The sequence below is a fragment of the Staphylococcus sp. 11511212 genome (genome assembly GCF_011394755.1).
GTDB lineage: Bacteria > Bacillota > Bacilli > Staphylococcales > Staphylococcaceae > Staphylococcus > Staphylococcus chromogenes.
In genome coordinates this window covers 67,747-92,275 of the sequence record NZ_JAANBQ010000002.1, presented here as the reverse complement: position 1 = coordinate 92,275, position 24,529 = coordinate 67,747, and the positions used below count along the sequence as shown (strand labels likewise).

22 protein-coding genes and 1 other annotated feature are annotated in these 24,529 nt (G+C 38.8%); of the genes, 15 read left to right on the top strand and 7 right to left on the bottom strand.

Features of this window, described 5'->3' with window-relative positions:
• Positions 1-255 precede the first annotated feature (255 nt).
• The 4 genes from G8Y84_RS00740 (at position 256) to mhqD (ending at position 2,962) form a co-directional block, all read left to right on the top strand.
• Positions 256-684: a MarR family winged helix-turn-helix transcriptional regulator gene (locus tag G8Y84_RS00740; RefSeq protein ID WP_037575350.1), complete on the top strand. Its 429-nt coding sequence runs from the start codon at positions 256-258 to the stop codon at positions 682-684.
• Between the two features lie 77 nt (positions 685-761).
• Complete coding sequence (gene mhqE, locus G8Y84_RS00735) at positions 762-1,721, top strand: ring-cleaving dioxygenase MhqE (RefSeq protein WP_037575346.1); 960 nt, start codon at positions 762-764, stop codon at positions 1,719-1,721.
• A gap of 19 nt (positions 1,722-1,740) precedes the next feature.
• Positions 1,741-2,358 (top strand): flavin reductase family protein, encoded by a 618-nt coding sequence (locus G8Y84_RS00730; protein WP_037575343.1) that lies wholly within the window; start codon positions 1,741-1,743, stop codon positions 2,356-2,358.
• A 16-nt stretch (positions 2,359-2,374) separates the two neighbouring features.
• Positions 2,375-2,962 (top strand): methylhydroquinone degradation carboxylesterase MhqD, encoded by a 588-nt coding sequence (mhqD, locus tag G8Y84_RS00725; protein WP_037575340.1) that lies wholly within the window; start codon positions 2,375-2,377, stop codon positions 2,960-2,962.
• A gap of 113 nt (positions 2,963-3,075) precedes the next feature.
• Here the strand turns inward: mhqD and G8Y84_RS00720 are convergent, their stop codons facing one another.
• The 6 genes from G8Y84_RS00720 to rpmH form a co-directional block, all read right to left on the bottom strand.
• The gene (locus G8Y84_RS00720; RefSeq protein ID WP_037575337.1) at positions 3,076-3,936 is read right to left on the bottom strand and encodes a ParB/RepB/Spo0J family partition protein; all 861 of its coding nucleotides are present in this window, start codon (positions 3,934-3,936) and stop codon (positions 3,076-3,078) included.
• A gap of 41 nt (positions 3,937-3,977) precedes the next feature.
• The gene (rsmG, locus tag G8Y84_RS00715) at positions 3,978-4,697 is read right to left on the bottom strand and encodes a 16S rRNA (guanine(527)-N(7))-methyltransferase RsmG (protein WP_103159127.1); all 720 of its coding nucleotides are present in this window, start codon (positions 4,695-4,697) and stop codon (positions 3,978-3,980) included.
• On the bottom strand, positions 4,698-6,572 hold the full coding sequence (gene mnmG / locus G8Y84_RS00710) for a tRNA uridine-5-carboxymethylaminomethyl(34) synthesis enzyme MnmG (protein ID WP_037575332.1): 1,875 nt from the start codon (positions 6,570-6,572) through the stop codon (positions 4,698-4,700). It lies immediately after the preceding gene.
• A 16-nt stretch (positions 6,573-6,588) separates the two neighbouring features.
• On the bottom strand, positions 6,589-7,971 hold the full coding sequence (gene mnmE, locus G8Y84_RS00705) for a tRNA uridine-5-carboxymethylaminomethyl(34) synthesis GTPase MnmE (protein WP_107367125.1): 1,383 nt from the start codon (positions 7,969-7,971) through the stop codon (positions 6,589-6,591).
• 185 nt (positions 7,972-8,156) lie between these two features.
• A complete protein-coding gene (gene rnpA, locus G8Y84_RS00700) occupies positions 8,157-8,504 on the bottom strand; it encodes a ribonuclease P protein component (protein WP_037575327.1) in 348 nt (115 codons plus the stop codon).
• A gap of 222 nt (positions 8,505-8,726) precedes the next feature.
• The gene (gene rpmH, locus G8Y84_RS00695; RefSeq protein WP_000240855.1) at positions 8,727-8,864 is read right to left on the bottom strand and encodes a 50S ribosomal protein L34; all 138 of its coding nucleotides are present in this window, start codon (positions 8,862-8,864) and stop codon (positions 8,727-8,729) included.
• Between the two features lie 536 nt (positions 8,865-9,400).
• Here rpmH and dnaA point away from each other — a divergent pair.
• From dnaA to gyrA, 7 genes are all read left to right on the top strand, one after another.
• On the top strand, positions 9,401-10,741 hold the full coding sequence (dnaA, locus tag G8Y84_RS00690; protein WP_037575324.1) for a chromosomal replication initiator protein DnaA: 1,341 nt from the start codon (positions 9,401-9,403) through the stop codon (positions 10,739-10,741).
• Positions 10,742-10,922: 181 nt separating this feature from the next.
• Positions 10,923-12,056, top strand: a complete 1,134-nt coding sequence (gene dnaN, locus G8Y84_RS00685) for a DNA polymerase III subunit beta (RefSeq protein WP_084276046.1) — start codon at positions 10,923-10,925, stop codon at positions 12,054-12,056.
• Positions 12,057-12,192: 136 nt separating this feature from the next.
• Positions 12,193-12,891 carry a DsbA family protein gene (locus G8Y84_RS00680; protein ID WP_051604977.1) on the top strand — a complete coding sequence of 233 codons (699 nt, stop codon included), beginning with the start codon at positions 12,193-12,195 and terminating at the stop codon, positions 12,889-12,891.
• A gap of 144 nt (positions 12,892-13,035) precedes the next feature.
• Complete coding sequence (locus tag G8Y84_RS00675; protein WP_037565318.1) at positions 13,036-13,257, top strand: RNA-binding S4 domain-containing protein; 222 nt, start codon at positions 13,036-13,038, stop codon at positions 13,255-13,257.
• Positions 13,254-14,369 carry a DNA replication/repair protein RecF gene (recF, locus tag G8Y84_RS00670; protein ID WP_037575320.1) on the top strand — a complete coding sequence of 372 codons (1,116 nt, stop codon included), beginning with the start codon at positions 13,254-13,256 and terminating at the stop codon, positions 14,367-14,369. The genes G8Y84_RS00675 and recF overlap by 4 nt, the downstream gene beginning before the upstream one ends.
• A 12-nt stretch (positions 14,370-14,381) precedes the next feature.
• Complete coding sequence (gene gyrB / locus G8Y84_RS00665; protein WP_371874982.1) at positions 14,382-16,313, top strand: DNA topoisomerase (ATP-hydrolyzing) subunit B; 1,932 nt, start codon at positions 14,382-14,384, stop codon at positions 16,311-16,313.
• A 32-nt stretch (positions 16,314-16,345) separates the two neighbouring features.
• Positions 16,346-19,000, top strand: a complete 2,655-nt coding sequence (gyrA, locus tag G8Y84_RS00660) for a DNA gyrase subunit A (RefSeq protein ID WP_037575314.1) — start codon at positions 16,346-16,348, stop codon at positions 18,998-19,000.
• A gap of 51 nt (positions 19,001-19,051) precedes the next feature.
• Here the strand turns inward: gyrA and G8Y84_RS00655 are convergent, their stop codons facing one another.
• Positions 19,052-19,864: an NAD(P)H-hydrate dehydratase gene (locus tag G8Y84_RS00655; protein ID WP_107367128.1), complete on the bottom strand. Its 813-nt coding sequence runs from the start codon at positions 19,862-19,864 to the stop codon at positions 19,052-19,054.
• Between the two features lie 276 nt (positions 19,865-20,140).
• Between G8Y84_RS00655 and hutH the strand changes: the two genes are divergently transcribed.
• The 4 genes from hutH (at position 20,141) to G8Y84_RS00635 (ending at position 24,519) form a co-directional block, all read left to right on the top strand.
• Entirely contained in the window at positions 20,141-21,643 is a 1,503-nt protein-coding gene (hutH, locus tag G8Y84_RS00650) for a histidine ammonia-lyase (protein WP_037575311.1), read from the top strand.
• A gap of 65 nt (positions 21,644-21,708) precedes the next feature.
• Positions 21,709-21,893 (top strand) — a binding site (T-box leader).
• A gap of 55 nt (positions 21,894-21,948) precedes the next feature.
• The gene (serS, locus tag G8Y84_RS00645) at positions 21,949-23,229 is read left to right on the top strand and encodes a serine--tRNA ligase (protein WP_037575310.1); all 1,281 of its coding nucleotides are present in this window, start codon (positions 21,949-21,951) and stop codon (positions 23,227-23,229) included.
• Positions 23,230-23,503: 274 nt separating this feature from the next.
• Positions 23,504-24,196, top strand: coding sequence for an AzlC family ABC transporter permease (locus G8Y84_RS00640; protein WP_037575308.1), 693 nt, complete (start codon positions 23,504-23,506; stop codon positions 24,194-24,196).
• Positions 24,193-24,519 (top strand): AzlD domain-containing protein, encoded by a 327-nt coding sequence (locus G8Y84_RS00635; protein WP_103159122.1) that lies wholly within the window; start codon positions 24,193-24,195, stop codon positions 24,517-24,519. Before G8Y84_RS00640 ends, G8Y84_RS00635 begins: the two co-directional genes overlap by 4 nt.
• The last annotated feature ends 10 nt before the right edge of the window (positions 24,520-24,529 follow it).

Below are 24,529 nucleotides of genomic sequence, written 5' to 3'. Positions count from 1 at the left end.
CAAATCATTGATATCAATTAATCTAGAGATATGGTAACATAAATATATCAGGGTGTCCGCGTTGTAAAAAAAATACATTCATTTTGTAAAACAATGGAAAACTTCTGGATTTATATAACAATTAAATGACAAAAAATGTAACATAACGTCTCATTTCCAGAATCATTGTGTCTTAGCAAACATTATCCTTTACATCTAAAACGATATACGTTATAATTATCTCGAATTCGAAATAAATTAAAGAAGGTGTTGTCATTGAACCGTGTTGATACTTCATTAAAAGTATTTATTGGACTAAGACGTACGAATGACATGTTAGATAAATTGATACACAAAGATATCAAATCCTATGGTTTAAACGTGACAGAATTTGCTGTTTTAGAGGTACTCTACAATCGCGGTGAACACACAATTCAACGCATTAAAGAACGTATTTTAATTGCGAGCAGCAGTACAACTTACGTGGTTACAAACCTTGAGAAAAAAGGGTATATACAGCGTAGACAAGATACGAAAGATAAACGCGTGAGCTATGCTTCCCTTACCGATAAAGGAAGAGCATTTATGGATGAAATTTTCCCAAATCACGCCAATGCAATTGCCTCTGTCTTTTCAGATTTATCAGAGGATGAATTGCAAAGTTTACAAAAGGTTTTAAAGCGAATTAGTACACAATCCGAGTAACTTCGGGGTGTGTACTTGATTTTTACATACATTTTATTTCGAATTAGAAATATCATTCACTAAAGGAGAGATTCATTATGATTCAATTTCCATTAAAAGGCATTCACCATGTGACTGCGATGACAGACGATGCAGAAAGAAACTATCATTTCTTTACAGATATATTAGGTATGCGCCTCGTGAAAAAAACAGTAAACCAAGATGACATTTATACGTACCACACATTTTTTGCAGATGATGAAGGCCACGCCGGTACAGATATGACATTCTTTGATTTTCCTAATAATCCTAAAGGCCGAAAAGGCACAAACTCTATTAGTCGTCCTTCCTTCCGTGTACCAAATGATGCTGCATTAGAGTACTACAAAGCACGTTTTGAAGAATTTAATGTTAAACATGAGGACATTCAAGAACTTTTCGGCAAAAAAGTGTTACCATTTGAAGAAGAGGACGGTCAGACTTACCAACTGATTTCTGATGAGCACAATGAAGGCGTTGAACCTGGTGTTCCTTGGAAAAATGGTCCTGTCCCAGAAGACAAAGCCATTTATGGTTTAGGCCCTATTGAAATTACTGTGAGCTATTACGAGGAATTCAAACAAACATTGATGGAACTTTACGGTATGAAACCGATTATCGAAGAAGAAGATGTCACATTGCTTGAAGTCGGTAAAGGCGGTAACGGAGGTCAAGTGATTTTACGTAAAGATCTTGGTACTGAAGCACGTCAAGGTTACGGTGAAGTGCACCACGTTTCATTCCGTGTGGAAGATGATGAAGCGATTCAAAATTGGTTAGAGCGTTATACTGAATTAGGCGTTCACAATTCTGGTCTCATTGACCGCTTCTTCTTCAAAGCGCTTTACGCACGTATTGGTCATATTTTAATTGAACTTTCTACTGATGGTCCTGGCTTTATGGGGGATGAACCTTATGAAACTTTAGGTGAATCGCTCTCTTTACCTCCATTTTTAGAAAGTAAACGTGATTTTATCGAGTCTGAAATCCGTCCATTTGATACCACACGTTCAAAATAAGAATGAGGAGGCATCACTCATGTTTCAGTTTGACGCAACGTCACTATCTAAACAACAATTGTACAAGTTTTTAATCGGGACAGTCGTTCCACGTCCTATCGCACTTGTTACAACTTTATCACGCACACACACAGTTAATATTGCCCCATTTAGTTTTTTCAATATCGTGTCATCTAAACCGGCGCTCCTTTCAATAGCGGTCCAACGACACGACAATGGAACGATGAAAGATACGGCTCAAAATATTTTAGATACAAAAGAAGCAGTTATTCATATCGTGACTGAAAATAATGTCAATGATGCAAATTTAACCTCGGCACCTTTAGATAAGGACAAAAGTGAACTTGATTTAACACATTTCACGACGCAACAAACTGAAACGTCTCAGGTCCCATTCATTCAAGAAAGTCCTGTGCGTTTTGAAACGGAACTCTATGATCATATCGAAATTAAGACTGACGGCCAAACCGTGTCCGATTTGATATTACTCGAAATAACGCAACTCTATATAGATGAAACGTACTTTGATAAAGAGAAAGGCTATGTCAATGTGGCCGGTTTAAAACCGGTCAGCCGACTCGCTGGTGATAACTATGCCACTTTAGGCGAGTTATTTACGATAAATAGACCTAGATGATAAAGGAAGTGATACGATGGAACATATTTTCAAAAAAGGAGCTCCCCAAAAGCCAACGTTTGTCTTATTACACGGAACGGGTGGCGATGAACATGATTTACTCCCAGTCGCTGAATTATTAGACCCGACTTACAATGTCATCGCTGTAAGAGGTAATGTATCAGAAAACGGTATGAATCGTTTTTTCAAACGTCATGGAGAAGGAAACTATGACGTAGAGGATTTAAAATTCCGTACACAAGAACTTCATACGTTTTTAAAAGACGCAGCCACACAATATGACTTTGATATTAACAATACCATTTTAGTTGGTTTCTCGAATGGTTCTAACATTGCGATTGAACTGATGTTACAACCTGAAATGCCATATCGCAAAGGATTACTGTTTGCACCACTCTATCCGTTAGACGTGGATTCACAGTTAGACCTATCGAATAAAGACGTCTTTTTATCTATGGGCAAAGCTGACCCTATCGTCACTGTAGAACAAAGTCATGATGTTGAAAATTTATTCAAAACACGTGGCGCGAATGTAACTTCATACTGGGTGAACAGCCATGAACTTACACGTGACGCCATTGAAGCCGCAAAAGCGACACTTTAAATTTTTCATTACCGAATAAAGATATGAAAAGACCTCAAATTCGTTTTAACGTTGAATTTGAGGTCTTTTTTCGTATTTGATAGCGTATTTATTACCTGGGAAATAACACAAGACTACTTACGGTAAACGCGAATGTTAATTTCGTAGTAATCCTCATGTTCTTTTTCTTTTTGCTCGTATTTGATGCCATTGGCTTTAATTTCAAGTAAACTATCCGCAATAATATCCCGTGCTTCTGAAATATCTTGGACAAATTCAGGAGGTCGTGCAATCACTGTTTCCCCCTCATTTGTTTCCTCATTCACACGATTTTCTGTTGTTTTAAGACGTTCTTCAGTCTGTTTAACATTCAGTTGCTCTTTTAAAATAAGATCAAGCATTTCTTCTTGACGTTCTGCAGTTTGACCTACAAGGGCACGTCCATGTCTTTCTGTAATGCGGTGATCTCGTACAGCGTCTAACACCACTGGCTCTAACTTTAGAAGACGCAACTTATTGGCGATGAAACTTTGGCTTTTCCCCACGCTTTTCGCAAGTTCAGATTGCGTAATGCCTTCAAATGCCAACAGCTTTTTATAGGCTTCCGCTTCTTCAATGGCCGATAAGTTTTCACGCTGAATATTTTCAATTAGTGCAACGACGGCCGTTTCTTCATCACTCAATGCACGGACAATCACGTCCGCTTCACTTTTGTGTAGATGTTGGAGTGCTCGAAAACGTCGTTCCCCTGCAATAATTTCGTACATATTCTCTTCGATAGGACGAACCACAATCGGTTGTAAGAGGCCATGCGCTTGTATAGATTCAGCAAGTTCTTCAATACGCGCAGGATCAAACGTTTGGCGTGGCTGATAACGATTGGGTACAATCCGTTCAATTTTTATCGACTCGACACCTTGGCTTGTCTCATCAACCATTTCGAGTAATTCATCTTTATTTTTTAATCCAAATAGTTTAGAAAAAGGTTTTTTCATTATGCTTCTCTCCCTTAAACCATCCCCAATACCCTACGCCACTAATCAATAAGTGGTGATTTGTTCGGTGTGCCTGGTTTTCTTGGATATTTTTTCGGTGTTTGACTTCGTTTTTGGATTTTAATAATTTGTCTTTCACCTGCATCTTCAGGAAGCTTAAATGTGAAAACATCCTCAATGCGTCCACCAAAAATACCGATGCCAAAACGTGCTTCATCTAACTCTTCTTGGCCTTTCGACGATTTCAAAGCGATAAACACACCGCGCGTTTTCACAAGTGGAATGCAAAGTTCACTGAGTACAGACATACGTGCAACAGCCCTTGCGGTTACAACATCGAAAGACTCCCGGTAGGCTTCATTTTTACCAAATGTTTCTGCGCGATCATGCACAAAATGAACGCCCTCTAAGTCTAGCGCCATCGCCAATTGATTCAAAAATTGAATCCGTTTGTTTAATGAGTCAACGATCGTCACACGAAGATTTGGAAAGACAATTTTAAGTGGAATACTTGGAAATCCAGCACCAGCTCCCACATCACAGACGTTCAGCGTGTCGTTAAAATCATGATAGAAGCTCGGTGTAATGGAATCATAGAAATGTTTCAAATACACTTCATGTTCTTCAGTAATGCTTGTTAGATTAATTTTTTCATTCCACTCTACAAGCATATCATAATAAGTTTCAAACTGTTGTTTTTGCTTATCTGACAAAGTAATACCATGTGATTCAAGTTGTTCTGCTAACCATGTTACGCTCATTTATTTCACCCTCTGAAGTTTTCCTTGTTCTAAATACACAAGTAAAATTGAAATATCTGCAGGGTTGACGCCTGAAATTCGTGATGCTTGAGCAATATTTAATGGTTTAACCTCTGACAATTTTTCACGCGCTTCTGTTGCTAAGCTATCAATTTTACTATAATCCAAGTCTTCTGGAATTTTTTTCTGTTCCATTCGTTTAACCTTTTCCACTTGTTGCAACGATTTATTGATATAGCCTTCGTATTTCGTTTGAATTTCGACTTGTTCTTCAACATCTGCCCCTAAGTGAGAAGTTTCTTCTAATATTTCTAAAATCGTCTCATATGTCATTTCAGGGCGACGCAACAACTCTTGGGCAAGAATGCCATCTTTCAAACGTGAACCGCCTTCACGCTCGATAATACTTTGAACGCGTTCGCTTGGTTTAATACGAATTTGAGATAAGCGTATGATTTCATCGCTAATGTTTTGACGTTTTTGATTGAATTTTTCATAGCGTTCTTCAGAAATCAATCCTAATGCGTAACCCATATCTGTCAATCGTAAGTCTGCATTGTCGTGACGCAATAATAGACGATATTCTGCACGAGACGTCAATAAACGATAAGGTTCATTCGTCCCTTTCGTTACAAGGTCATCAATTAATACTCCAATGTAAGCATCAGAACGTTGTAAAATCGTTTCTTCTTTTCCTAACACACGTGCTGCCGCATTGATACCTGCCATGAGCCCTTGTCCTGCCGCTTCTTCATAACCAGATGTCCCATTAATTTGACCTGCTGTATATAAGTTTTTAATTTTTTTCGTTTCTAGTGTTGGCCATAGTTGGGTTGGCACAATCGCATCATATTCAATTGCATAACCTGCACGCATCATATCTGCTTTTTCCAAACCAGGAATTGTCGCTAACATTTGACGCTGTACATGTTCTGGTAAGCTTGTAGATAAGCCTTGCACATATACTTCATTTGTGTTGCGACCTTCTGGCTCAAGGAACAACTGGTGACGTGGTTTATCATTAAAACGGACAAACTTATCTTCAATAGAAGGACAATATCTTGGACCTGTCCCTTTAATCATACCGGAATACATCGCAGATAAATGTAAATTATCATCTATTACTTTATGCGTGTCTCCATTTGTATAAGTTAACCAACAAGGCAGTTGGTCTAAAATAAATTCTGTTGTTTCATAACTAAAGGCACGACCTACATCGTCGCCAGGTTGAATTTCTGTTTTACTGTAGTCGATTGAACGTGCATTTACACGCGGGGGCGTTCCCGTTTTAAAACGTACCACATCAAATCCTAAATCCCGCAAATGATCGGCGAGCGTAATCGAAGGCAGTTGATGGTTAGGGCCACTTGAATATTTTAAGTTCCCTAAAATAATTTCTCCGCGAAGGAATGTTCCTGTTGTCAAAATCACGGCTTGCCCCACATATTCTGTACCAATATTAGTACGCACACCTTTTACTTCATCATTTTCGATAATGAGCTCATCAACCATACCTTGCATCACATCAAGGTTTGGCTCATCTTCAAGCACACGTTTCATCTCTTGTTGATATAATACTTTGTCTGCTTGGGCACGTAACGCACGTACTGCTGGACCTTTACCTGTATTTAACATTCTCATTTGAATATGCGTTTTATCAATCGTTTTCGCCATTTGGCCTCCGAGTGCATCGATTTCACGTACAACGATACCTTTCGCAGGTCCCCCAACGGATGGGTTACAAGGCATAAACGCAATATTATCTAGATTAATCGTTAACATTAATGTTTTAGCGCCACGTCGTGCAGCAGCTAATCCTGCTTCAATCCCTGAATGTCCTGCCCCTACGACGATGACATCATATGTTTGTGTCATGCTAACTCCTCCTTTTTTATTTTCCGAGACAGAATTGGCTGAAGAGTTGATCAATCAGTTCTTCACTTGCCGATTCGCCTATAATTTCACCTAAAATCTCCCATGTGCGTGTTAAATCGATTTGAACCATATCCATTGGTACGCCCATTTCTGCGGCGTCTATTGCATCTTGTATCGCATTTTTGGCTTGTTTTAATAATGAAATATGTCTTGAATTAGACACATACGTCATATCTTGGTTTTGGACTTCCCCACCAAAGAATAAGTCTCTGATTTGGAGTTCTAGTACATCAATACCTTGTTGCTTAAGCATGGAGGTTTCAATGACCGGCATCTTCCCTACCATCGCTTTCACTTCATCAATATCTAATCGTTGTTCTAAATCCATTTTATTAATGATGACGATTGCGTCCTCATTTTTGATGACTTCGTATAATTTGCGATCCTCTTCAGTTAATGGTTCATTGTAATTGAGCACAAATAAAATTAAATCCGCTTCACTAAGTGCTTTACGTGAACGTTCGACACCGATACGTTCAACAATATCTTCTGTTTCACGAATACCCGCAGTATCTACTAAACGAAGGGGGACACCACGTACATTGACATATTCTTCTAATACATCACGTGTTGTTCCTGCAATTTCAGTGACAATGGCCTTGTTATCGTGAATCAAACTATTTAACATAGAAGACTTCCCGACGTTCGGCTTCCCTACAATGACGGTTGATAAGCCTTCCCTCATAATTTTACCTTGAACGCCTGTATCTAAAAGTTTTTGAATATCTGTTTTAATCGCTTTTGAACGTTCTAATAAAAATTCAGTCGTCGCATCTTCAACATCATCATATTCAGGATAGTCTATGTTGACTTCGACTTGGGCTAAAATTTCTAAAATAGACTGACGCTGTGCTTTAATCATGTCACTTAGACGACCTTCGATTTGATTTTGAGCCACTTTAGACGCGCGATCTGTCTTCGAACGAATAAAATCCATCACTGCTTCAGCTTGCGATAAATCAATACGGCCATTCAAAAAGGCACGTTTTGTATATTCACCAGGTTCTGCCATTCGTGCGCCATGTGTCATCGTAAGTTCAAGGATACGATTGATTGTCAATATGCCGCCGTGACAATTGATTTCAACGATATCTTCACGTGTGAATGTTTTAGGTGCACGTAAAATAGACACCATGACTTCTTCGACCGTTTCATCCGTTTCAGGATCGACAATATGGCCATAATTAATGGTATGAGAAGCGACATCTTTTAATTGATGTTTTCCTTTATAAAGTTTGTCAGCAATTTCAACAGCATCATGCCCTGACATACGTACGATACCAATAGCGCCTTCCCCCATCGGTGTCGAAATGCTCGTGATTGTATCTAATTGTTCCATGACACACGAACCTCCTTTATGACTATCTTTATTTTAAATTCTTTATCTCACTATTGCGACTTTACTGTTTTACCGACATGTCTGAACTACTCCATCCAAGCGCTATACAGTTGCGCACCCTATAGGACAGAAGTAGAAGTTAGACTTCGGGGTGTCTGATGTCACACAAACCGAAGTCTAAAAAATCACTTTATTCGCTTGTTAAAGAGCTTCGCAATTTTTAAAACATGCTCTAAACTTTTTTGAATTTCTAACGTAGACATTTCTTTTGCTGGGTGTCTTGCAATCACAATAATATCTCGTGGTAACATATCGTTTTTATGCACTTTGAAACATTCTCTAATACTGCGCTTGATGCGATTACGTGTCACCGCATTTCCAATTTTCTTTGAAACACTGATACCTAATCTAAAATGCTCGGCTTGTTTGTGATGATACGTATAAACGACAAACTGGCGATTTGCAACTGACCTTCCCTTCCGGTAGATCAATTGGAAATCTGCATTCTTTTTAATACGATACGCTTTTTCCATTTAACATCACTCGTCTTTCTCATTTCAAACGTCTTCTTAAGTCTTGTTCCGAAAAAAAGAGGGCTGGGACATCATGCTGTCCTAGCCCCTATACATACTGTTGATTTTAAAATTGGCAGTCGATGTTTGAATTATCCATACACTTGAAACAAGCTAATTTCAATTCTAACCCCTGCAACGACACCTCTAACATGAATGGTGTCATTCAATTAGACCTTTATCTTATGCAGATAAGACTTTGCGGCCTTTACGGCGACGACGCGCTAATACTTTACGGCCGTTTTTAGTACTCATACGTTTTCTGAAACCGTGCACTTTACTATGTTTACGTTTATTAGGTTGATAAGTACGTTTTACCATTAAAAACACCTCCATCTTGCTTCATTCAATTATCTTCATTCATTTTAACTATCTTGATCTTCAACGTGAGACCACGTTTAAAAAGATATTTTTCTCTTAAATGAAATGTCTACATTTCAAGCAACTACTACATAATATCAAATTCATATATGTAAATCAAGCGTATTTTTTGAATTAGCCTGTGATTAACCCTATAAAAGTTATCCACTTATGCACAGTCGAGTCCGAACAAATTGTGGATAATTATTTTTTGTGCACAAGTTACACAAAACTTTGGGCACATATTCACACCCGTTTGACAGAGGATGTTGTTAAAAAGTATAATTGTGTGGATAAGTGGTTAGACCCCTTACGTTGCATAGCTTTCTTTAACGAGATAATGTGACAAATCCCTGTGTATAATACTGAACTTATCTATAGTTACCCACAGAGTGTGATTAATTTGTGGATAATTATTAACAGCATGTGATTTACTTTATCCACTGCTAAAGAAACTGTGTATAACTCAAAAAATAACTTAGGAAGATGGAGTGTAAATGTCAGAACAAGAAATTTGGGACAAAGTTCTCAGCTTATCTAAAGAAGAAGTTTCGAGTATTTCTTATCAAACTTGGCTCAAAGACACGAAATTGCATACTCTGTCTGATGAAGAAGCAATTGTACTCGTCAATCAACCTTTCGTTGCAAGTTGGTTGAGCACCAATTATACGGAATTAATTCAAGCTATTATTAAAACTGTTACTGGAAAATCCGTTAATCAGGTGCGATTTTTAACAGAAGCAGATTTTGATGAACTTGAACCCGCTTCATCAGCACAGGCCAAGCCGCCTGTCGCCAATCCCGAAACAAACGGTGAACAATTCAATACGAACAATACTTTTGAAACGTTTGTCATTGGCCCAGGCAATCGCTTCCCGCATGCTGCAAGTTTAGCTGTGGCTGAAGCACCCGCACAAGCTTATAATCCTCTATTTATCTATGGAGGCGTAGGTCTCGGAAAAACACATTTGATGCATGCTATTGGACACTATGTTTTAGAAAACAATCCCAATGCAAAAGTGCTTTACACATCTAGTGAAAAGTTCACCAATGAATTTATCCAGTCTATTCGGAACAACGATACAGAGTCTTTTCGCGAAAAATATCGAAATATTGATATTTTACTCATCGATGACATTCAGTTCATACAAAAAAAAGAACAAACACAAGAAGAGTTTTTCCATACTTTTAATGATTTGCATCAAAATCATAAACAAATCGTCATTTCTAGTGATCGCCCACCTAAAGAGATTTCAACTCTTGAAGAACGTTTAAAATCACGTTTCCAATGGGGCCTTATCGTAGACATCACACCGCCAGATTTTGAAACACGTATGGCGATTTTGCAGAAAAAGACAGAAGAAGAAAATCTTGATATCCCAATAGAAGCCCTCACGTATATCGCTAATCAAATACAAACGAATATTCGCGAATTAGAAGGTGCGTTAACACGTGTCCTTGCATTTTCAAAACTCCAAGGAAAACCGATAACAACAGAACTCACGGCGGATGCTTTAAAAGATATTATTCAAATTCCAAAATCGAAAAAGATTACTATTCAAGATATTCAAAAAGTGGTAGGAGAATACTATGGCGTACGCATCGAAGACTTTGCTGCGAAAAAACGCACGAAATCAATCGCTTACCCAAGACAAATCGCGATGTATCTCTCTAGAGAATTGACCGATTTTTCATTACCAAAAATTGGTGAAGAGTTTGGAGGACGTGATCATACGACAGTCATTCATGCACACGACAAAATTGTTAAAGACATCCAAAATGATCCGACATTAAAGCAAGAAATCGAATCTCTTGAAAAAGAAATACGCAATGCGTAAGAAAAGTGAAATGTGGATAATGTGAAAATCTTATACACACCATGCACAGTTTATCCACATGTGTACAAACTTGATTTCTCTTGTTTTTATGAACTTATCCACTAATCCACAGCACCTATGACTATGATTACTATTTTTAATATAACTATAACTATATAAACGACTGAAAGGAGTTTATGAAATGATGGAGTTTTCTATCAAAAGAGACTATTTTATCACGCAATTAAACGATACATTAAAAGCAATATCTCCAAGAACAACATTACCAATTTTAACGGGGATTAAAATCGAAGCAACGAATGAAGGGGTTGTATTAACAGGTTCTGATTCAGAAATCTCAATCGAAATTACAATTCCTAATCAAGTCGATGGTGAAGATATCGTTGAAGTTAAAGAACCAGGTTCAGTCGTACTCCCAGGGCGTTTCTTCGTAGACATCATTAAAAAATTGCCAGGGAAAGATGTTAAATTATCAACAAATGAACAATTTCAAACATTAATCACGTCAGGTCATTCTGAATTTAATCTTAGTGGTTTAGATCCTGACCAATATCCTTTATTACCACAAGTTTCAAGTGACGATGCGCTACAATTACCTATCAAAGTGCTTAAAAACATTATTGCACAAACGAATTTCGCAGTGTCCACCTCAGAAACACGCCCTGTACTTACAGGGGTCAACTGGCTTATACAAGAAAATGAATTAATATGCACTGCGACCGATTCGCACCGCTTGGCTGTAAGAAAGTTAAAACTTGAAGAAGAGATTGAAGACAAAAATGTCATCATTCCAGGTAAGGCATTAGCCGAATTAAACAAAATTATGACTGAAAATGAAGAACACATTGATATTTTCTTTGCTTCAAACCAAGTTTTATTCCGCGTAGGCCATATTAATTTCATTTCTCGTTTACTTGAGGGACATTATCCAGACACATCTCGCTTGTTCCCAGAGAACTATGAAATCAAATTAGGATTAGATAACAATGATTTCTATCATGCCATTGATCGTGCGTCTTTATTAGCACGTGAAGGTGGAAATAATGTCATCAAATTAAGTACGGGTGATGCATTAGTTGAATTATCATCTACATCTCCAGAAATCGGTACTGTAAAAGAAGAAGTCACTGCACAAGATGTAGAAGGGGGCAACCTCAAAATTTCCTTCAACTCAAAATATATGATGGATGCGTTAAAAGCGATTGATAACGATGAAGTTGAAGTTGAATTTTTTGGGACAATGAAACCTTTTATTTTAAAACCCAAAGATGATGATACGGTGACACAATTAATTTTACCGATACGCACATACTAAAATTACGTTTAAGAAGTCAGGGCGTCCTGGCTTCTTTTTTTGTAAATTAAAAAAGAAATTAGTTTTTAACGTACGTGTAATATAAAAAGAGACTTAGTTTTAGTAAAATAGAATTACATCAATTTGGAGGAATATCATGAAATCTAAAAAAACAGTGCTTATGATCGCATTTGTGTCACTATTTATTTTTCTTGTCATCGGATTAAGCTTGTGGTTTGTTTCTAAAAATCAAACGACAGACATTAAAGACGTCGCTCAACTTCACAAAGATACTGCCCAACAACCTTACCAAGGCAATGCGAAAAATAATGTGACACTTGTAGAATTTGGAGATTATAAATGTCCATACTGCGGGGCGTTCGAAAGAGAAATCAAACCCCAACTTCAAAAAGAGTATATCGACTCTGGCAAAGTCGAACTACGCTATGTGAACGTTTTATTACATGGTGAAGAATCTATGCGAGGCACACGCGCAGCCTTAGCTGTAAATACATATGCACCAGAGGCGTATTGGTCTTTCCATCGTTTTCTATATCAACACCAACCGCAGTCTAAAAAAGCTGTATCTGAAGAGACTTGGTTAACGGACGACTTAATCAAAAGTGGGTTAGATACCTTAAATATTTCTTCACAACAAAAGAAAAAAATCATCCAAGCTTATCAATCCAAATCAGATCAAACACTGACACATGCGAAAAAAGATCATCAATTGGCAAAAAAATATCAAGTCCAACAAGTGCCATCGTTGTATGTGAATGGTCGACATGTGGAAGATGTCACAGATTATCAACAGATAAAAAAAGTCATTGATCAAGAACTTGAAGCGCAAAAATAAGAGGCATGTGTCGGATTTATCGAAAAATGTTTCACGTAAAACGTTTACAAGAGAAATCACCGTATTTCTACACTTTTGCACATGAAATTTTATTGTTAAAACGGTATAATATATAAGTGAGCAAATAGGAATGGAGTGATAGATTTGGCTGAAGAAATAATCGTTGATGGTGAACTCACCTTAGGGCAATTTTTAAATTACGAAGGCATCGTGGAATCCGGTGGCCAAGCGAAATGGTTTTTAAAAGAATATGACGTCTACCTCAACGGAGAACATGAAACACGCCGCGGTAAAAAATTGAGTGATGGCGATCAACTTGATATTCCAGAAGTGGGTTCATTTATTATCAAGTTTGGTGAGCAATGAAACTAAAAACACTCCAGCTTGAAAATTATCGAAATTATGCTTCTGTTTTACTGAAATGCCATCCTGAAGTCAATATTTTAATTGGCGAAAATGCGCAAGGTAAAACAAATTTACTGGAATCGATTTATGTACTCGCTTTAGCAAAAAGCCATCGTACATCAAATGATAGAGAGCTCATTCGCTTTGATGCAGAATATGCTAAAATAGAGGGTGAGCTTAATTTTCGTCACGGAACGATGCCCCTGACGATGTTTATTACGAAAAAAGGCAAAAAAGTAAAAGTTAATCACTTAGAACAAAGTCGATTGACCCAGTATATTGGTCATCTCAATGTCGTACTTTTTGCGCCCGAAGATTTAAACATTGTCAAAGGTGCACCACAAATTCGACGACGGTTTATCGATATGGAATTAGGTCAAATTTCAAGTTTATACTTGAATGATTTATCACAATATCAACGGATTTTAAAACAACGCAATCACTATCTAAAACAGCTCCAACTTAAAAAGACAAAAGATACGACAATGTTAGAAGTGCTCAATCAACAATTTGCACTTTATGCAGTGAAAGTAACGCAGCGCAGACGTCATTTTATTGACGAACTAGAGACCTTAGCGGAACCTATTCATACAGGGATTACGAATGGCAAAGAAACATTAACATTACAGTATATGCCAAGTCTAAAGTTTGAAGACCCCTCGCAATCTGAAGAAGTCTTAACGACAGAAATATTTGATTATATTCAACAACATATGGAGCGAGAAATTGAGCGTGGCAATAGTTTGTTTGGTCCACATCGTGACGACTTATCTTTTAAAGTGAATGGAATGGATGCGCAAACCTTTGGCTCTCAAGGTCAACAACGAACAACAGCGCTGTCAATTAAGCTTGCTGAAATTGAATTAATGCATCAAGAAGTGGGGGAATACCCCATTTTATTACTTGATGACGTTTTAAGTGAGCTCGATGATTCCAGACAAACGCACCTGCTCAGTACGATTCAACATAAAGTACAGACATTTGTTACGACAACATCTGTAGAAGGCATTGATCACGAAATTATGAAAAATGCGAAAGTATATCAAATCGCACAAGGGAATATCGAGAAATAGTAGAAAGTGAAGGTGGAAACATTGGCTGATGTGAACAACTCAGAAAACTATGGTGCCAGTCAGATTCAAGTTTTAGAAGGACTTGAAGCGGTTCGAAAGCGCCCAGGTATGTATATTGGATCAACTTCAGAACGCGGATTGCATCATCTTGTTTGGGAAATTGTCGATAACAGTATCGATGAAGCACTCGCAGGCTATGCAGATGAAATCGAAGTGGTCATCGAAAAAGATAATTGGATTAAAGTTACAGACAATGGACGTGGGATTCCTGTAGATATCCAAGAAAAAATGGGGCGCCCTGCCGTTGAAGTCATTCTGACGGTCCTACATGCCGGTGGTAAATTCGGTGGTGGCGGTTATAAAGTGTCAGGGGGACTCCACGGTGTAGGTTCCTCTGTCGTGAATGCCCTCAGTGAAACACTAGAAGTTTACGTCCACCGAGATGGGCGTATTCACCACCAAGCCTATCATAAAGGCGTACCTGCTTTTGATTTGAAACAAATCGGTGATACGGACAAAACAGGGACAGCCATTCGCTTTAAAGCAGATGGCACGATTTTCCAAGAAACAACAACATACAACTATGAAACATTACAATCGCGTATTCGTGAATTGGCCTTCTTAAACAAAGGGATTCAAATCACACTCAGAGACGAGCGTGACGACGAATCTTCACGTGAGGATAACTACCACTACGAAGGTGGGATAAAGTCGTATGTAGAGCTTCTAAACGAGAATAAAGAAGCAATTCATCCAGAACCTATTTATGTCCATGAATCTAAAGAGGATGTCGAAGTTGAAATTGCCTTGCAATACAACAGCGGTTTTGCGACGAATTTATTAACATATGCAAATAACATTCACACTTATGAAGGTGGGACGCATGAAGATGGTTTTAAACGTGCGTTAACACGTGTGTTAAATAGCTATGGCACGCAAAACAAACTCATTAAAGATGACAAAGAACGTTTATCAGGTGAAGATACACGCGAAGGTTTAACGGCCATCGTTTCAGTGAAACATGGGGATCCTCAATTTGAAGGGCAAACGAAAACAAAATTAGGCAACTCTGAAGTTCGTCAAATTGTAGACCGCATCTTTTCTGAGTTATTCGAGCGTTTCTTATACGAAAATCCACAAGTCGGCCGTGTCATTATCGAAAAAGGAATTATGGCTTCACGTGCACGTCTAGCAGCTAAAAAAGCACGTGAAGTGACACGTCGTAAATCGGCCTTAGATATTTCGAGTTTACCAGGGAAGTTAGCGGACTGTTCAAGTAAGGACCCTTCTGAAAGTGAAATTTTCTTAGTCGAAGGGGACTCTGCCGGGGGGTCTACAAAATCAGGGCGTGATTCACGCACACAAGCGATTTTACCGTTGCGTGGTAAAATTTTAAACGTTGAAAAAGCGCGTTTAGATAAAATTTTAAACAACAATGAAATTCGTCAAATGGTCACTGCATTTGGGACAGGTATTGGTGGAGAATTTGATATTTCAAAATCCCGTTACCACAAAATTGTGATTATGACCGATGCAGATGTCGATGGTGCCCATATCCGAACATTATTGCTGACGTTCTTCTATCGCTTTATGAGACCGTTGATTGAAGCGGGATATGTATATATTGCGCAACCGCCGCTTTATAAATTAACGCAAGGAAAACAAAAATATTATGTGTTTAATGATCGTGAGCTCGATAAATTGAAAGAAACATTGAATCCAACGCCGAAATGGTCTATTGCACGCTATAAAGGTCTTGGGGAAATGAATGCAGATCAATTGTGGGAAACGACAATGAATCCAGAAAATCGTACGATGCTTCAAGTGACGCTTGATGATGCGATTGAAGCAGACCAAACGTTTGAAATGTTAATGGGTGACGTCGTAGAAAATCGTCGTCAGTTCATTGAAGATAACGCTGTTTACGCTAATTTAGATTTCTAGCGTAACGGTTCAATTAGAAGGAGGATATCTTGATGGCTGAAATACCTGAATCAAGAATAAATGAACGAAACATAAGTAACGAGATGCGTGAGTCCTTTTTAGACTACGCGATGAGCGTTATCGTTTCTCGTGCTTTACCAGATGTAAGAGATGGCTTAAAGCCTGTACATCGTCGTATCTTATATGGCCTCAATGAACAAGGTATGACACCAGATAAGCCGTATAAAAAGTCTGCGCGTATCGTTGGGGATGTTATGGGTAAATATCATCCTCACGGTGACTCGTCAATTTATGAGGCAATGGTACGTATGGCACAGGATTTCAGCTATCGTTATCCACTCGTAGACGGTCAAGGGAACTTTGGTTCGATGGATGGTGATGGTGCGGCAGCGATGCGTTATACCGAAGCACGTATGACTAAAATCGCACTAGAGTTATTAAGAGACATCAACAAAGATACCATCGATTTTATCGACAACTATGATGGCAATGAACGTGAACCGAGCGTGTTACCTTCACGTTTCCCAAATTTACTTGTCAACGGCGCATCAGGGATTGCTGTCGGAATGGCGACAAACATTCCGCCACACAATATGACCGAAGTGATTAATGGTGTGCTGAGCTTAAGCCGTAATCCTGAAATGACAATCAATGAATTGATGGAAGATATTACGGGGCCAGACTTCCCAACAGCAGGATTAATTCTTGGAAAAAGTGGCATTAGACGCGCTTATGAAACAGGGCGTGGCTCTGTTATCATGCGTGCCCGTGCTGAAATTGAATCACGTGGGGGTGGTCGCGAACGTATTGTTGTGACAGAAATCCCATTCCAAGTAAACAAAGCACGTATGATTGAAAAAATTGCTGATTTAGTACGTGATAAGAAAATCGAGGGGATTACCGATTTACGTGATGAAACAAGTTTACGTACGGGTGTCCGAGTGGTCATTGACGTGAGAAAAGATGCGAATGCAAATGTCATCTTAAACAATCTCTATAAATTGACACCGCTTCAAACCTCATTCGGTGTAAATATGATTGCGCTCGTCAATGGTCGTCCTCAGCTGATTAACTTAAAGCAAGCGTTATATCACTATTTAGAGCACCAAAAAGAAGTTGTGCGTCGTCGTACTGAATATAACTTACGTAAGGCGAAAGATCGTGCGCATATTTTAGAAGGACTACGTATTGCGTTAGACCATATTGATGAAATCATTACGATTATTCGTGAATCAGATACAGATAAAATTGCCATGGAAAGCTTGCAATCGCGCTTTAATTTATCTGAACGTCAAGCCCAAGCTATATTAGATATGCGTTTAAGACGTCTGACAGGCTTAGAGCGTGATAAAATTGAACAAGAATATAATGATTTGGTTGCTTATATCGCAGAACTTGAAGCGATTTTAGCGGATGAAGAAAAATTGTTAGATCTTGTGCGTGAAGAATTAATTGAAATCCGTGATAAATATGGGGATGAACGTCGTACAGAAATTCAACTTGGTGGCGTAGACAACCTTGAGGATGAAGATTTAATTCCTGAAGAACAAATTGTGATTACATTAAGTCATAAAAACTATATTAAACGTTTACCGGCTTCAACTTACCGTTCACAAAACCGTGGCGGACGTGGCGTTCAAGGAATGAATACCATAGAAGATGACTTTGTGAGTCAACTTGTGACAACAAGTACGCATAATCACGTCCTGTTCTTCACAAATAAAGGCCGCGTCTATAAACTGAAAGGATACGAAGTGCCGGAACTCTCCCGTCAGTCTAAAGGGATTCCAATTGTGAATGCGATTGAACTTGATAGCGATGAAACTATCAGTACGATGATTGCTGTGAAAGACTTGGATTCTGAAGAAGACTTTCTCGTTTTTGCGACGAAAAAAGGGCTTATCAAACGTTCAGCACTCAGCAACTTTAACCGTATCAATAAAAACGGTAAAATCGCGATTAACTTTCGTGACGATGACGAGCTTGTCGCGGTTCGTCTGACAGATGGTCATAAACATATCCTTATCGGTACAGCAAATGCCTCATTGATTCGCTTTAAAGAAACGGATGTCCGTGCAATGAGTCGTATTGCCGCAGGGGTCCGCGGTATTAAACTACGCAATGATGATATTGTCGTCGGTTTAGGTGTCGCCAATGAGGATAGTGAAGATGAAGTGCTTGTGGTGACCGAAAAAGGTTACGGTAAGCGCACACCTGTCAGTGAATATCGTCTTTCAAATCGTGGTGGTATGGGTGTGAAAACTGCGAAAATCACAGAGCGTAACGGTCAATTGATTAGTATCGGTACAGTTTCTGGAGATGAAGACATTATGGTCGTCACAAACCATGGTGTGATTATTCGTATGGAAGTTCAAGATATTTCTAAAAATGGTCGTATGACGCAAGGGGTACGTTTAATTAAAATGGCAGATGATCAGTTTGTTTCCACTGTAGCTAAAGTAAAACGTGAACCTGAAGACTTAGAAGAAGTGAACGAAACAACGCCAGATGGCACAACGCAACCGACAGAACAAGTGGTTGAGGATAGTGTTCCAGGCGATACCATTCACACTGAGGGCACTGAGCCAGAAGACAGACGTCAATCAAATGAGCAACGTGAAGATTTACGTCAAGACTTTATGGATCGCGTTAATGAAGATATAGAAAATGCAGATTCAGAAGAATAATAATATAAGAAAAGCCAGAAATGAGCGTCCTTGCTCATCTCTGGCTTATTTTTATTGTTCTAAAGCTTTCATCGCAAATGGAATTTCATCAATGAGTTTAGAAGGAGGCACAACATACATCGTCTCAGATAATTTTTCACCAATATAACTATGCGTGTAAGTCGCACTAGTGATGGCATCAATCGGATTGTCAAATTGACCGACAAAGCCTGTAATCATCCCTGCTAAGGTGTCCCCCATTCCTCCTGTCGCCATGGCGGGATGACCAATTTGTAATTTATATTCATCCTCTTTAAAGAAAATTTCAGTCCCATGTTTTTTCAATACGACCGTCGCTCCTAAGCGATTGACGGCTTCACGATTACGTTCATATGTTTGTTCGGCGATAGGGATACCGCTCAGACGCTCCCATTCCATTTGATGTGGCGTATAAATGACATGGCATGAAGGAATTTCTGGTCGCAATTTGCTTACGATTGAAATCGCATCGCCATCAACGATTAATTTTTGGTGCGGTAAAATATTTTGAAGCAAGAAGGTCATCGCATTATTGCCTTTAAAATCAAGACCCAATCCAGGTCCAATTAAAATACAGTCTGAAGACTCGATCATTTTTGTCAGTTTTTTCGTATCGTTAATATCGATGACCATTGCTTCTGGACAGCGTGAATGGAGTGCAGCGTGATTCGTTGGATGTGTGGCAACGGTAATCAATCCTGCCCCACTATACACGCATGCACGGGCTGCAAGCATGATGGCGCCTCCTAGATTGGCATTGCCTCCAATTAAGAGGATACGTCCGTAATCCCCTTTATGTGTTTCTTGTTTACGTTTAGGGATATTGACACTGGTTAAAGTTTGCACACGTTTAACCTCCTTTGTTTAGTTCATGATCATTACGTTATTTTTTTTATATTTTAAAGATTCAAACCTATATAATTGCTCATAAAAAATAGTCTAAATACAACAAGATATATTAAACCTGTCTCTCAGTTTCGTCAATAGTTAATCGAAGAATCATTTATCACGTTAAATGACTACCTCGATAATACGTTACGGATATTGTGAGAACTATTGTCACGCTATTTTTTGACAACTATACTTGAGTGGGATGAGTTATAAACAAAGGGGGAATTCATGATGACACTACGTTTAACGGGTGATCAACTATCCATTCATGCGATACGCGAATTTTTAGCACAACAAGGCCAAATAGAAGTCACGGCAGATGCGCTTCAACGTGTGCGTCAAAGTCGTGCGACCGTAGAACGCATTATTCAAAACAAAGAAACGATTTATGGTATTACGACAGGATTTGGTTTGTTTAGTGATGTGTTAATCGACCAACAAAAATACAATCAACTCCAAGTTAATTTAATTCGCTCACATGCCTGTGGAGTCGGAGCACCTTTTGCGGAAAATGTAGCTTTAGTGATGATGGTGTTACGTTTAAATACATTGCTCAAAGGCCATTCAGGAGTGACGACAGACCTTGTCGAGCAATTGACGTTTTTTATTAATGAGCGTATTATTCCAGTCATTCCACAACAAGGATCATTAGGTGCTTCAGGGGATTTGGCTCCTCTTTCACATTTAGCACTGGCACTGATTGGCGAAGGTCGCGTGTCTTATCAAGGGGAGATTTTAGACAGCGCGGACGTCTTAAAACGTTTGAATCGTCAGCCTTTAACGTTACAAGCCAAAGAAGGCCTTGCCTTAATTAACGGGACACAAGCCATGACAGCTCAAGGCGTTGTGACAATGATTGAAGCGGAAAGTCTAGGCTATGAAGCGGAATGGATTGCTTCACTCACACATCAAGCCTTGAACGGTATTACAGATGCCTATAATGAAAAGGTACATCTCGTCCGAAATTTTGAGGAACAAACGGCGGTAGCAAGACGGATGTCAGACTGGCTAGACGGATCGAAACTTACAACGCGTCAAGGAGAGATTCGTGTTCAAGACCCTTATACATTACGCTGTATTCCACAAATTCATGGTGCGAGTTTTCAAGTCTTTAATTATGTTCAAGAGAAATTAGAATTTGAGATGAATGCGGCGAATGATAATCCATTGATTTTCGATGAAGGTGATGACACGTTAGTGATTTCAGGAGGTAACTTTCACGGTCAACCCGTCGCTTTTGCGTTAGATTTTCTAAAAATTGGATTGAGTGAATTAGCCAACGTTTCAGAACGCCGCTTAGAGCGTTTAGTCAATCCACAACTCAATGGAGAGCTTCCGGCATTTTTAAGTCCAGAACCTGGATTACAAAGTGGCGCCATGATTATGCAGTATGCCGCTGCAAGTTTAGTTTCTGAAAATAAAACGTTATCCCACCCGGCAAGTGTGGATTCTATTCCATCCTCAGCCAATCAAGAAGACCATGTCTCAATGGGAACCATCGCTTCACGTCATGGCTATCAAATATTAGAGAACGTGCGCCGCGTCCTCGCGATTGAAGCGATTATTGCTTTACAAGCCGTCGAACTAAAAGGCATTGAAGGGTTATCACCAAAAACACGTGAAAAGTACGAAGCTTTAAGAAAGATTATTCCGTCTATCAATGAAGATCGTCAATTTCATAAAGATATTGAACGTATGGCACAGTACTTAAAAGAGGCCGCTTATCACATATAAAAACTGTTCACAATTTAGCCCTTGCGCTACGAAAATGAATTTGCTATATTGAAATTAAATTAATAATCAATTGTTTGTAGGCTAAGTAATATGTATCGATTTCAGAGAATTTGTGGTGGGTGCGAACAAATAATACGTGACATATGAAATCTACCTACGTGAATAACAATTCGGGTCAAACCGTTAACTTTGTAGAGTGCAGACTTTTGTCTGTTAAATAGGGTGGCAACGCGTAAACCACGTCCCTTGTAGTACAGGGGATGTGGTTTTTTTGTTACCTAAAAAAATTTGAAAGGATGACATACATGTTAGACATTAAATTATTTAGAACGAGCCCAGAATACGTGAAAGAAAAAATCGCTTTACGTGGTGATGATACATCTGTTGTAGATGAGGTATTAAACCTCGATACACAACGCCGTGAATTGATTCAACAAACAGAAGAGTTAAAATCAGAGCGCAATAAAGCCTCTGAAGCAATTGCACAAAAGAAACGTAATAAAGAAAATGCGGACAATGAAATTAAAGCCCAACGTGAAGTTGGTGAAAAAATTAAAGCGATTGATGCAGAATTAAAAGAAGTAGATACTGCATTACACGATAAATTATCTCGCATTCCTAACTTAATTCATGATGACGTTCCTCAAGGCGCAGACGATTCTGAAAACGTGGAACAAAAAAGATGGGGAACACCAAGATCATTCGAATTTGAACCTAAAGCGCATTGGGATCTCCTAGAATCTCTTAAAATGGCAGACTTTGAACGTGCTGCAAAAGTAGCCCGTGCACGTTTTGTTTTCTTAACAGGTGAAGGTGCGAAATTAGAACGTGCGATAATGAACTACATGTTAACGAAACATACAACACAACACGGTTACCGTGAAATGGTAGCGCCTCAACTCGTGAACCCGAAAACAATGTATGGTACAGGCCAACTACCAAAATTTGAAGAAGACTTATTTAAAGTAGAAAAAGAAGGATTATATACTATTCCAACAGCAGAAGTACCTCTTACAAACTTCTACAGTGATGAAATTATCCAGCCGGGAGTCTTACCTGAGAAATTTACAGGTCAAACTGCATGTTTCAGAAGTGAAGCGGGTTCTGCAGGACGTGACACACGCGGTCTTATCCGTTTGCATCAATTTAATAAAGTAGAAATGGTACGTATCGAAAAACCAGAAGACTCTTGGAATGCGTTAGAAGAAATGACAAGTCATGCGGAAGCGATTTTAGAAGAACTTGGTTTACCGTATCGTCGCGTGATTTTATGTACAGGAGATATTGGTTTTGGTTCTAGCAAAACATACGACTTAGAAGTATGGTTACCAAGCTACAATGACTATAAAGAAATCAGTTCTTGCTCTAACTGTGTAGACTTCCAAGCGCGTCGTGCGAATATCCGTTTCAAACGTGATAAAGAGGCAAAACCAGAATATGCGCATACACTCAACGGTTCAGGACTTGCGGTTGGCCGTACATTTGCAGCGATTGTTGAAAACTATCAAAATGAAGATGGCTCAATTACTGTGCCAGAAGCACTTGTTCCATTTATGGGTGGTCAAACAGTCATCGAAGCTCTTTAAATTAAATAGATAAATAAAATAAAAGCTAAGACATCAACAGCGTGTCTTAGCTATTTTGATGTTGATTATTATGAGTAGGGGAGGGGAAAAGTTAGGGTTTAAACGCTTTTATATATATAAATTGTCTGAAAATTAAGGTGCATTAAAATGTTGTAAATTCAGCGTTTTTAGACATTCTTCAGTCTAACGTAAGACAAACTTCACGCTGACCTTGTAGAAATTTGATGTTGTTTATAATAAAATGGGTTTAATTTTTATGAAGGGGGTAGAAGAGATGGCTTACGTGACGTTCAAACAAGGGATTAAAGATTGTATCCCGACGTTACTCGGATATGCGGGTATAGGATTTTCCTTTGGCATTGTCGGTGTAGCTTCAGGTTTTGGCGTATTAGAAATTGCGCTTTTATCTATACTTGTTTATGCAGGTGCAGCGCAATTTATTATTATTGCGCTCATGGCTGTGCATACCCCCGTTTGGATTATTGTGCTTACGGCTTTAGTCGTGAATAGTCGCATGTTTTTACTCAGCATGACGCTTGCGCCAAGTTTTAAAAATGAACCTTTGTGGCATCGTATCGGCATGGGTACATTGCTCACTGATGAAACTTTTGGTATTGCCATCGCCCCGCATTCTAAAGGAGTGTTTATAGGGCGTCAGTGGATGCATGGTATCAATCTAACGGCTTATCTTTTTTGGATTTTGATTTGTATTTTGGGTGCCTTGTTAGGAGATATTTTACATAACCCGGAAGCGCTAGGTTTAGATTATGCCATTATTGCGATGTTCATCTTTCTAATGCTAAGTCAATTTGAAGGCGTGACAAAAACTAAACTGCGGATATATCTCTATCTCGTAGGTATCGTGACAGTGATGATGTTACTGTTAAGTGTAGTGATGCCGTCTTATATCGCTATTCTATTATCATCAATGCTTGCGGCATGTGTAGGGGTGGTGATGGAGCGATGATGTATATCTTATGGACGATTATTTTATCAGGTGTTGGGACGTTGATTTTACGTATTACACCGTTCATCGCGATTTCAAAATTAGAACTTTCTGATCGCATCATTCAATGGCTCTCTTTTATTCCCATCACGTTATTTACAGCACTAGTTGTAGATGGCTTCATCCTGCAACAACAAGGACAATGGGGTTATCAGTTCAATTGGATTTTTCTATGGAGTGCGTTGCCGACCGCACTGGCTGCATTACTCTCTAGAAGTTTGACTGTTACGGTGATTGTCGGTATTGTTACTGTCGCTATACTTCGACTATTTTTGTCGTATTAAACGATTTGCA